The sequence below is a fragment of the Acetomicrobium mobile genome (genome assembly GCF_937920065.1).
Genome location: NZ_CALETC010000261.1, coordinates 24904 through 35907 on the forward strand (window position 1 = coordinate 24904; position 11004 = coordinate 35907).

The 11004-nt window shown below is 46.4% G+C and carries 9 protein-coding genes; 2 read left to right on the plus strand and 7 right to left on the minus strand.

Annotated elements, in window-relative coordinates:
• Positions 1–10 precede the first annotated feature (10 nt).
• The 6 genes from Q7P41_RS09930 to Q7P41_RS09955 all read right to left on the minus strand — a co-directional run bounded on the left by Q7P41_RS09930 (position 11) and on the right by Q7P41_RS09955 (position 7543).
• The gene (locus Q7P41_RS09930; RefSeq protein ID WP_303883930.1) at positions 11–1102 is read right to left on the minus strand and encodes a 4Fe-4S binding protein; all 1092 of its coding nucleotides are present in this window, start codon (positions 1100–1102) and stop codon (positions 11–13) included.
• Positions 1103–1136: 34 nt separating this feature from the next.
• The gene (locus tag Q7P41_RS09935) at positions 1137–2120 is read right to left on the minus strand and encodes an ornithine carbamoyltransferase (protein ID WP_303883932.1); all 984 of its coding nucleotides are present in this window, start codon (positions 2118–2120) and stop codon (positions 1137–1139) included.
• A gap of 19 nt (positions 2121–2139) precedes the next feature.
• The gene (locus tag Q7P41_RS09940) at positions 2140–3345 is read right to left on the minus strand and encodes a YgeY family selenium metabolism-linked hydrolase (protein ID WP_303883934.1); all 1206 of its coding nucleotides are present in this window, start codon (positions 3343–3345) and stop codon (positions 2140–2142) included.
• Between the two features lie 125 nt (positions 3346–3470).
• Positions 3471–4946 carry a pyridoxal-phosphate dependent enzyme gene (locus tag Q7P41_RS09945; protein WP_303883935.1) on the minus strand — a complete coding sequence of 492 codons (1476 nt, stop codon included), beginning with the start codon at positions 4944–4946 and terminating at the stop codon, positions 3471–3473.
• Between the two features lie 36 nt (positions 4947–4982).
• Positions 4983–6224: a threonine synthase gene (gene thrC / locus Q7P41_RS09950; RefSeq protein ID WP_303883936.1), complete on the minus strand. Its 1242-nt coding sequence runs from the start codon at positions 6222–6224 to the stop codon at positions 4983–4985.
• A gap of 98 nt (positions 6225–6322) precedes the next feature.
• Positions 6323–7543: a YgeY family selenium metabolism-linked hydrolase gene (locus Q7P41_RS09955; protein WP_303883939.1), complete on the minus strand. Its 1221-nt coding sequence runs from the start codon at positions 7541–7543 to the stop codon at positions 6323–6325.
• Between the two features lie 135 nt (positions 7544–7678).
• Between Q7P41_RS09955 and Q7P41_RS09960 the strand changes: the two genes are divergently transcribed.
• Positions 7679–8608, plus strand: coding sequence for a LysR family transcriptional regulator (locus tag Q7P41_RS09960; protein WP_303883940.1), 930 nt, complete (start codon positions 7679–7681; stop codon positions 8606–8608).
• Positions 8590–9108, plus strand: a complete 519-nt coding sequence (gene purE / locus Q7P41_RS09965) for a 5-(carboxyamino)imidazole ribonucleotide mutase (protein WP_303883941.1) — start codon at positions 8590–8592, stop codon at positions 9106–9108. The genes Q7P41_RS09960 and purE overlap by 19 nt, the downstream gene beginning before the upstream one ends.
• Positions 9109–9371: 263 nt before the next feature.
• On the opposite strand, the gene glyA is transcribed toward purE, so the two are convergent.
• On the minus strand, positions 9372–10646 hold the full coding sequence (gene glyA, locus Q7P41_RS09970; protein ID WP_303883943.1) for a serine hydroxymethyltransferase: 1275 nt from the start codon (positions 10644–10646) through the stop codon (positions 9372–9374).
• Positions 10647–11004: the final 358 nt, after the last annotated feature.

Here is an 11004-nt window from a genome sequence, read left to right on the forward strand (position 1 = left end):
AAGCAGGTGTTCAAGACAGCGTAATGGCACCGACGGGACAACGCGTATAGCAGAGCCCGCATCCAAAACAGGCATCAGGGGTGACTTCGGCCTTACCGGAAGGTCCTACGGCTATAGCGTAATACAGACATGACTCCTCGCATCGGTGACATCCGGTGCATTTTTCCTCGTTCACGTTAGGTGTCACTTTGACAAGGGGTTCTTTTCTCGTCGACCACTTTTTGGCGGTTAACCCCTTTATTTCTTCAAGGGAAGAGTAGCCATGTTCGTCCAGCCACTTTGACGCTTCTTGCGCGATCCTCTTGAAGGCCTTGGGACCTTCTACGATCGCTTGGGTGCATATTTGCACTGCCGAAGCACCGACCATAAACATTTCAACAACGTCCTCACCAGTTGAGACCCCTCCTACCCCTATGACTGGTATGGAAACGGCCTGCGATAGCTCAAATACGTGGCGAAGCGCTATTCCTTTGATAGCAGGTCCAGAGACCCAACCGTAACCATCGCTGCTTCCCATGTAGGGCAAGCCCGTCTTTAAATCTATTCTCAAAGCCGGCCCCACCGAATTGATGGCAGCCAAAGCATCCACCCCGACTTCTTCGAGCCTTCTTCCCAGCTCGGCCAAATCCGGAACACCTGGGCTCACCTTTACGATAATCGGTTTTTTGGTAGATCTACGAGCTGCCGTAATAGTATTTAATACCGGCGTAATATCGCGGCCAACGTAGTGGGTTGATATCTCAAAGGCATCGGCAAAAGGCTCCGTCTTTGGGATAAGATCGGAAAGTTCTTCAGCTGTGTATCCCATCCCCACTATTATTGGGACGGGCAATGCGGAAATCCTTTCATATTCATTCTCAAGCCAGTATTCCGGAGAATGTTCGGACCAAAGCTCTGCGTTTATGAAGCTTTCCTTAAAGGCAGCCATACAGGGACGAGGCACATCGGCAGCCTTAACTGATATGGTCTTTGTCACTACGCCGCCTGCTCCGCCTTCTACCATTCTTTTGATGGTCTCGTAATTTCTTGAAGGAGGTCCCGCAGCGACGATCAAGGGATTTTCAAATTCCATCCCAGCTATATTTACTTTCAAGTTTGCCATATTTTCCCCCTCCTCTAAGGGCAAAGTAAATACTTTACTTCCCTCCCATGGTCAAGGTCATTACCGCCTTGGCCGTGTGTATCCTATTTTCTGCCTCATCAAAAACGATGGAGTGAGGCCCGTCTATGACCGAATCTTCAACCTCGTTTTTGCGATCTGCCGGTAGGGCATGCATGTACATGACGTCGGGGTCAGCAAGGCTCATCATCTTTTCGGTACACTTCCAATGTTTGTTGGCTTCTAATCGAGGGTTGATAACTTCCGGATCGGGATTGGTTACCCAGTCTCCCCAGTTTTTGGGGATCACCACGTGTGCTCCTTCATAAGCCTCTTCCTGGTTATGCGTGATTCTAAGACTTCCGCCGTTTGCTTTGGCGTTTTCTTCGGCTTGCTTTATGGCCCAATCGGGCATATCGTAGCCTTCCGGATAAGCCAGGGTCACATCCATGCCATACCTGGGGAAGAGTAAAATTTGGCTCAAGGGCACAGATATCGGCTTTTTATGAGTAGTAGCGTAAGCCCAAATTACGGAAACCTTAAGCCCTTGGGTGTCTTTTACCTTTTCTTTTATCGTCATGAGATCGGCCAAGACCTGCATCGGGTGGTATAAGTCGCATTGTAAGTTCATGACGGGAACTGTGGCCCACTCAGCCATCTCGCGGAGATATTTGTTGCCGATGTCCCAAAAACAATTACGGCAGGCTATGCCGTGGCCGAAGCGGGAAAGTATTATGGCCGTGTCCTTGGCCGATTCGCCGTGTGCGATCTGCATAGTGCTCGTGTCCAGGTAATTGGCATGCCCTCCTAACTGAGCGATGCCGGCCTCCATGGAGTTTCTCGTGCGTGTTGACTGCTCAAAGAACATCAAAAATATGGTCTTATATAAAAGGTAAGGCGTTGGAACTCCCATGGCGAAATGTCTTTTAAGCTCGAAAGAAACGTCTAGAAGCGTATCTATTTCTTCCTTAGTCCACTCCTGAAGAGTTATAAAATGTTTATTTCGAAATTGTGTTTGCATATTTTTTTACCCCCTCATTCTAGCTTTTCATGTTTGAATAAACATAAGGCACGGCGGCGTAAAGTGCCGCTGCCTTTACCAACTCGTCCTTCCAGGTGACTTCGTTTGGAGCATGAGCCTGCTCCTCGTGTCCCGGGCCAAAACCCACACAGGGGATGCCGTAACGTCCCATGATGGAAACGCCATTTGTCGAAAAGGTCCACTTGTCCACTAGGGGATCTTCGCCGAAAAGTTTTCTATGAGCCTCAACGAGCGTCCTGCAAGCTATGTGATCTTCCTCCACCACCCATGCAGGGAAATAACAATCCGTAGGATACACCAATCCTTTCCACGATGGACGCGCATAAGAATAAAGAGACACATCAGCCGAAGAAGCTTTAACTCCAGGAAGCCTCCTTACCTGATTTAAAGCCTCTTCCCAGGTTTCTCCTATAGTTAGGCGTCTATCAATGGAGATAGCGCAGCTATCGGCAACGGCACATCTCGACGGGGAGGTAAAGAAAATTTCCGATACCGTCAGGCTGCCTCGGCCCAAGAATTCGTCGTAGCCAAGATTTTCGTGCAGCGCCCTGAGTTCAAGTATGATAGGAGCCATCTTGTAAATGGCGTTATCTCCCCTTTCTGGAGCCGAACCGTGACAAGATACACCTTTGGTCGCAACTTTAATCTCCATCCTACCCCGTTGACCCCTGTAAACCCTGCATGCAGTGGGCTCGGTCAACAATACAAAGTCGGGCCTTATCTTATCCTCTTCGATGATGTACTGCCAGCAAAGTCCGTCACAGTCTTCTTCTTGTACCGTGCCCGTTATGAGCACAGTGCAATCGCCCAGCAATCCCAACTCCTTCATGATCTTTGCACCGTAGACCATCGAGGCCATGCCGCCCTTTTGGTCGCTAGCCCCTCTTCCGCCAATTCGTTCTTCGTCCTCAAATCCCTCGTAAGGATCGAATGTCCACAGAGAAGGATCTCCCACATCGACCGTATCTATGTGACCATCCATGGCAATCAATCTAGGGCCATTTCCAACGTATCCAAGTATGTTTCCCATGGGATCAATATCTATCCTGTCAAAACCCACCTTTTCCATTTCTTGAGCAATCCTATTTACGACAGCCCCTTCATTGGAGCTTTGACTTGGAAGGGCAATGATATCCCTTAAAAACTTGCTGATAAGAGGCCTGTAGCTTTCGGCCTTTTTAAGTATCTCTTTTCTCAGTTCCACGTCGATCCCCCCTTTTTTACATATTACTTAAAAAACAACATAGCTTCGCGAAGAAAGAGTTATGACGCAAATCAAAATGGCTATCACAATCGTCAAGCGCAATTACGCCCGCCTAAAAGGCGGCCTCATTTGAGCTCTTTTAAAAGGCCTGTCCTTTCGTTAAACTTCTCGATTAGCTCGTCTATTTTGGGCGTTACCTTTGGAATGTTTTCCCAGTAGTTTTCGTAATCGTACCATTGTGCATTTAGTTCATCCGGACATTTTCCCTGTTGTTCTATCCAGGTGTAGTACTTGAGATTGTGAACGCGGAACCTGTCGTAGTAAGAAAGCTCGAGCATCCAATCTGTGGTCTGAGAGAGCATGTAGGCGTGAAGGTCTTTTTCTGCCAGTTGTTCATCGTAGGGACCTTCTGCTTCTCGCATTTCTTCTACCCTTGAGAGGTACATTTCAGCTGAGTCGGTGAAGACCGTCAATATTACGTCTTTTTCGGTGAGATCGTAGTATTTTGCCATCTTTACTGCGCCAATGACGTTTGCTATGCCCGATATCCCAAGAAGCGAGAGATTATCCGTTACTTCGCGTGGAACGCCCACTGAGTTTAGGTATTCTCTCCCCGCCTCTTCGTTAAAAAGCCTCAGCAGGCGCAGACAGGCTTCGTCATCTATGTCGACAATCATATCGGTATTTTTAACGTTATGTATCCATGGGACATGTTTGTCGCCTATGCCTTCGATCCTGTGATCGCCGAAACCGTTGTAAAGGAGGGTCGGGCATTGTTTAGCCTCGCAAACGGCAATTTTGCTTTGCGGGAAAATTTTCTTTAGATAATCGCCGCTTCCAAGCGTCCCGGCGGAGCCTGAGGTCAAGGAGACGCCAAAGTATTTATCTTCAGGCTTCATGATTTCTGCCAATACCTCTTCCATGGCACTGCCGGTTACCTCGTGATGCCAAAGGTAGTTTCCAAATTCTTCGAATTGGTTAAATACCACTACGTCTTCTCTGGTGCGTTTCAATTCCCAAGATTTGTCAAATATCTCTTTGACGTTGCTTTCGCCACCGGGCGTAGTTATGATTTCTCCGGCAACGCTTTTGAGCCATTCAAACCTTTCCCTGCTCATCCCCTCAGGGAGTATGGCGATAGAGTCACAACCTAAAAGTTGAGAGTTGTAAGCCCCGCCCCTGCAATAATTTCCAGTAGAAGGCCATACCGCTTTCTGAGAGGTCGGATCGAACTGTCCTGTTACGAGGCGAGGAACGAGACAACCGTAAGTGGCGCCAACTTTATGAGCACCTGTAGGAAACCACTTGCCGACCAAAGCTACGATCTTCGCTTTGACGCCTGTAATTTCGCTCGGCATCACAAAGTAATTGACCTTGCCAAAAGTTCCACCCTTTTCTTTGGGTTCGTTCTTCCAGGTTATGCGAAAAAGGTTAAGTGGATTTACATCCCAAAGACCTACTTCCTTAAGTTTATCCTTAATAGCTTGTGGAATCTTCGTCGGATCCTTCATCTGTTCAAAGGTAGGAAGAATGATGCCCTTCTCTTTCGCCCTTTCGACTGCCTTTTTTAAAACTTCTTCGTTAATGGTGAGGTCTATCAATTTCGCTCTCTCCTTTTCGTTTATATTTTATTTTATTTAATTCATTGAACCAAGGATACGGCTTACCGCCTCAAGTGTCGGCTCTACGACAAAAGGTCTGCCGGCAGCTTTTCTTGCGCTCTCCGAATCCTTCAAGCCGTTACCTGTGACGATCACGGCTATGCTTTCGTCGCCTTTCAACTTATGGCTTTGAGCGTACTTTAAAAGTCCGGCAAAACCGGCGACGCCAGCGGGCTCCCCGAACACCCCAGTGGTGCGGGCGAGCAATCTCATGGCCTCCAATATCTCTTCATCGGTAACAGTTACCATATCACCTCCTGAGTTTCTTACGGCACGAAGCGCCTTAGCCCAGTTTCGAGGCTCGCCAACGGCGATGCTATCTGCCAAGGTATTGGTCTTTTCCTTGGTTATGAAATTTTTCCCTTCTATAAATGCCTTATATATGGGAGCTGCGCCTTCGGCTTGAACTCCTATGAGCTCAGGAATTTCGTCTATCAGACCAATTTGTTTCAGGTCGTAAAAGCCCTTGTAAAAACCGCTTATTATGCATCCGTCGCCCACGGAAACAAAGACTTTGTCTGGAAGATCAAAGGACAGCTCTTCAGCCAATTCCAGCGCGCACGTTTTCTTGCCCTCGACCAGGTAGGGATTTATGGCGCTGTTTCTGTTATACCAACCATAAGTTTCAATTGCCTTCGATGCCAACCGGAAAGCGTCTTCATAAGTTTCTTTGACCAAAAATACTTTAGCCCCGTATATCAAAAGTTGAGTCACTTTATTTATGGGAGCTTTTTCCGGGACAAATATGTAGCAATCAAGGCCGCCAACGGCAGCACATCCAGCCAGCGAACTTGCGGCGTTTCCGGTAGAAGCACATGAAATTGATGTTGCTCCTGCCTCTTTTGCCTTCGCAACCCCTATAAAACTCGCCCTGTCTTTAAAAGAAGCCGTAGGGTTTCTGCCGTCGTCTTTTATTAAAACTTGTCTTACTCCAAGTTTTTTCGCCCAAAATGAGCTTTCGTACAGGGGAGAACATCCTACCTTTAGGTTTGGAAAAAAAGAAGGATCGCTTATGGGAAGAAGGTCTATATAACGCGAGATGCTTTTTTCCTTTCTTTGAAATAAAGCCTTGGGAGTGAACTTGCCCTTTATTTCCCCGTAATCATATAAAACGTCTAAAGTGCCGTCAGGTCCGCAGTCCGTGCAGGTGAAAGTGTCACTTTCAGGGTCAAACTCTTTTCCGCAAAGGACGCATTTTAACTTCTTAACTAGAGCCACGATCAATACCTCCTTTTTCGGTGCCTTTCGAACTAGATAACGACCATCTGATTTAACCGCTCATTCAAAGAACTCATCGATGCAATGGCAAATGAAGGCTATCCTTCAAGAAAAGATGCAGCTATTGACATATATCCTCGCGTTGCCTTTACGAGCTGATCTACATCTAGGCGCTCATCTTTGGTGTGAGCCAGCTTTTCCTCCGAGGGACCAAAGCTTATGGTCGGAATGCCCTTTATTCCTCCATAATAACAGCCATTCGTGCCAAAGCCGGACTCAGATAAAGAAGGATCCATCCCCGCCAAGCGCAAGCCCATCAAAGCTTTTTCAACGAGCTCTTCGCTTTCCTCAAAAAACCAGCCCGGCGCAAAATGTTTGACCCTGATGCGCTTTCCGGTGAAGCATTCCACGTAATCCTCAGATATTCTTACGTCGGCGTTAATATCAGGATCAATGTCCCTTGCAAGCGATATCAGGCGCGAAATTTCCTCCAGGACTTGCCCTTCCGTCTCGCCACTCAAAAGCCTCCTGTCGAAGGTGGCAACGCACCTGTCGGGCAAAACGCTAGTTCCAGAAGAAGGCGAGGTCGTCAAATCGGTTAAAACCATGATCCCGTCGCCAAGCAAGTAATGGCGCGGTGGCAAAAAATGTTGCCTAATATAAGTAAGGAGAAAAACCATCTTTTCTGCGGCGTTTACTCCCGAAAGCGGAAGAGAGGTATGGGCACTTTTACCTTGAACCTCGATGATAAGCTCCGCCCTTCCGCGCTGGCCCCTTTTGATGTTCAAATTCGACGCCTCTCCTATAACCACCCCGTCAGGTTCAAAAAGCTCATGCACCTTGGAGGAGGCCACTCCTTCGGCTACTTCCTGGTTAACGACACAGGCTACGGCCAATTCGCCGCTTAGACCTAAAAATTTGGCATGTCTTTTGAGCTCAGAAGCGGCTATGATCATCGCGGCCAAGCTCCCCTTAGCGTCAACTGCACCTCTGCCGCAAAGATGGCCATTATTTACTATCCCTCCGTAAGGGTAAAAAGACCATTCTATGGCGTCTCGAACATCGACGTGATCCATTTGAGACTCAAAAAGCAGACGCTTTCCCCCGGGATTAAACATTTGCCTTCCAACGACATTTCCCATATCGTCTGTTGTGACTATATCGTAGCCAAGCGATTTAAGGAGATCCGACAAGAAATGAGCGATTTTTTCTTCCCTGCCTGAGGTGCTTGGGATGCCTACTAATTTGGAGCATAACTCAACTACCGCTTGAGGTGAGACTTGGCATATAACTTCATGAAGGGTTTCTCGCTTCAACATAATAACCTCACCGCTATGATAATCGTTTATTGGTTTCTATTATACTAGAATTTATTTAAGTTACAATTAATATTTATTTCTGATATACTTTAGGCATAACTTATTAGATGATCAGATAAAGGGGGATTTTTAAAAATGACCCTACAGCAGTTGCGGACCTTTCTTGCCGTTTGCGATGAAATGTCCATCACTGGCGCGGCTTCAAGGCTTTTCATTACACAATCCGCTGTGAGTCAACAGATAAAGGCTCTTGAAGAAGAATTTGAAATAAAGCTTTTTGATAAAAAGGGAAGGCGCATATGTATCACATCCGACGGGAAGGTCTTCTTTGAAATAGCTAAAAAGATCATCGAAAAGGCGGACTCAATAGCCGAAAAGCTTAAGGCAACCAAGAGCTTAGAGGTAGGAAGCCTAAATTTGGCCAGCACTCATCATCTGGCACAATATCTTCTCATGAAGCCCTTGATAGAGTTTCATAAAAGGCATTCCAAAATAGATTTGACGCTACAATCGCTAGATGCACATGAAATAAGGTCCGCCGTCGAAGCAAGGGCCGTCGACATAGGGTTCGTTCCAGATGGAACGTCAATTCTGTCGTCCTTCCTCAACATAACCAGGATATACGAAGACCGCATGGCCTTAATCGCCTGGCCGGAACATCCTTGGAGGAAAAAGGACAAAATAAATCCCTCACAACTAGAGGGAATGCCCTTTGTTTTTGCTTCTACGCCGTCAAGCATTAACGATATCGCCGTGGCATTTTTAAAAAGACATCGTATAAACGTTGAAACCTTCATAGACCTGGGCAATATTGACCTGCTTAAAGAGGCGGTAAGACACCGAGTAGGCCTTGCTTTAACCAGCAAACTCGCGATACAAGAAGACATTTTGCGGGGCAGTCTAGTGGAGCTTCCCCTTGCGGGAGTAGATGAATTGAGCTTTAATTTTCTCATGCTGACTCACAAATACGAAGAACCTAGCTACGCCTCATGGGCCTTTCAAAAAATTCTTAAAAGCCATTTAACCAAAACTAAGGAGGAAAGGAAATGGGAAATCCACTCATAGGGATAGTAATGGGATCAAATTCCGATGTAGAACGCTTAAGGGGAGCTTTTAATATCTTAAATGAATTGGGCGTTTCCTTTGAGGTAACCATCGCATCGGCACATAGGACCCCTGAAGACGTCGTGAACTACGCAAAAAATGCAAGAGATCGAGGCATCAAGGTGATCCTGGCGGCGGCCGGTTTATCTGCAGCTCTTCCTGGAGCCTTAGCCGCCAATACCTCACTTCCCGTGATAGGTCTTCCCTTAGATGTCGGACCGCTAAAGGGAATTGATGCGCTTCTATCTATCGCACAAATGCCTTCCGGGATCCCTGTTGCAACCGTAGGGATAGGACAAGCAGTTAACGCCGCTTTGCTGGCTGTACAAATCCTTTCAACATGCGACGAATCATGGGGAGAGAAAATTACCGAATATCGTAACAAATCCTCCAAAAAGGTGTTAGAGGCACGAAAAAATTTAGGCGAGCTGCCAACAACACCACCTGAAGTTTTTGCTTAAAGACTCGCCATGGACTTGATTAGGATTTATTAAACAATTTTTATATAGAACTGTGCGGACAACAGGTAATCATGTAATAAGGAATAAAAATCTAAAGTATAAAATAGTGACTGTGCGCCCAAAATACAGAAGGACTAATCTTGAGTTTCTTAGCGACAGAACTCACAACTAAAGATGTTTCGAAAGATGCCTCTTATGATTTGGCTTTATCCGACAAAAGTCCGATACCGAGCTAGGCATCGGACTTTTGTCTTAGTTTTAATTTAACCCCAGGGATTACTGAGCTCGGGGTAAAGCGGGAAGAAGTGAACTAACTCTTTGACTTCCTTGCGCACTCTTTCTTTTTCAACTTCGTCATCGGGATGAGACAAGGCCCTATCGATCAGTTCGGTTACGATTTCCATTTCTTTTTCTTTCATTCCTCTAGTGGTTAGAGCAGGCGTTCCTATACGAATGCCACTCGTAATCATCGCCTTTTCGGGATCAAAGGGGATCATGTTTTTATTTACGGTTATGCCCACGCTTTCCAGGATTTTTTCTGCTTCCTTGCCCGTTATGTTTTTGCTCCGCAGATCAACGAGCATCATGTGGTTATCAGTGCCCCCGGATACAAGCCTGAAGCCCCGCTCGCTAAGCCCTTTAGCCAAAGCTTTGGCATTAGCGACGACCTGTTTAGCATATTCTTTAAACTCGGGCTGCATTGCGAGTTTAAAACATGTGGCCTTTGCCGCTATAACATGCATGAAGGGTCCGCCCTGAGTTCCTGGGAAAACTGTTCGATCAAGTTGGGCGCCGTAATTTTCTTTGCACAAGATCAAAGCTCCACGCGGCCCTCGCAAAGTCTTATGAGTGGTGGTGGTAACAAAATCGGCGTAAGGAACAGGGCTTGGATGGGCACCACCGGCAACAAGACCTGCAATATGGGCCATATCGACCATTAAGATGGCGTCAACTTCCCTGGCAATATTTTGGAATCGCTCAAAATCGATAAACCTGGGATAGGCACTTGCTCCTGCTACTATGACTTTGGGTTTGTGTTCTTTGGCAAGAGCCTCAACAGCATCGTAATCTATCGTTTCAGTGTCAGGCTTGACCCCATAAGGCACTATTTTGTACCATTTGCCGGTAAAATTCAGAGGGTGCCCATGAGAAAGATGGCCACCATGGTCTAAGTTCATGGCTAAAAGCGTATCGCCTGGTTCCATGACTGAAAAATAAACAGCCATATTGGCCTGCGTTCCCGAATGCGGCTGAACGTTTGCATGCTCGGCGCCAAAAAGTTCGCACGCGCGCTTTATGGCCAATTCCTCTATGTTTTCTACAAATTCGCAACCGCCATAATACTTTTTGTGAGGATAACCTTCTGCGTACTTATTGGTGAGCACAGAACCTTGGGCTTGAAGGATCGACAGGGGGACAAAATTTTCCGATGCAATTAGCTCTAAACCGTCGCGCTGCCTCGCTAACTCGCCTTCCATCATCCCGCAGACTTGGGGATCAACTTGGGTCAACGATGAAATTAAACTCTTTTCGATCATTTTCCTCCTCCTTAATAAAGGCTTTCTTTTACCATGCAGTCTCGCAAGGAGAGCAATGTACGCTTCACATATTATTTTAGAGCTTTATCCTTTAAGAAACAATTCATAATACCTTCTGCTGTACTGTAGAAAAATCTAATATAAATATTTATCCCGTATTTGCCTTCCCTTCAGGAGAGTTTAATCCTGCAGCAGCCAACACCTCGCGGTTACTTGGCGCTATTTTCAAAAAGTCGGAGAATAAGGATAGTTAATTTCGATCACCCCTTCCAAATTTTATTATATATTTATGTGATAGATGTAACATCATGCAATCTGAGCAAACAGACCCAATTCTAACTTGTCCAAAACCTTTTGC

What these genes read in the sequence shown, in the direction of transcription:
- Q7P41_RS09930 (WP_303883930.1), bottom strand. Translation starts at nt 1,102, where the DNA reads ATGGCAAACTTGAAAGTAAATATAGCTGGGATGGAATTTGAAAATCCC.
- Q7P41_RS09955 (WP_303883939.1), bottom strand. Translation starts at nt 7,543, where the DNA reads ATGTTGAAGCGAGAAACCCTTCATGAAGTTATATGCCAAGTCTCACCT.
- Q7P41_RS09960 (WP_303883940.1), top strand. Translation starts at nt 7,679, where the DNA reads ATGACCCTACAGCAGTTGCGGACCTTTCTTGCCGTTTGCGATGAAATG.
- purE (WP_303883941.1), top strand. Translation starts at nt 8,590, where the DNA reads ATGGGAAATCCACTCATAGGGATAGTAATGGGATCAAATTCCGATGTA.
- Q7P41_RS09935 (WP_303883932.1), bottom strand. Translation starts at nt 2,120, where the DNA reads ATGCAAACACAATTTCGAAATAAACATTTTATAACTCTTCAGGAGTGG.
- glyA (WP_303883943.1), bottom strand. Translation starts at nt 10,646, where the DNA reads ATGATCGAAAAGAGTTTAATTTCATCGTTGACCCAAGTTGATCCCCAA.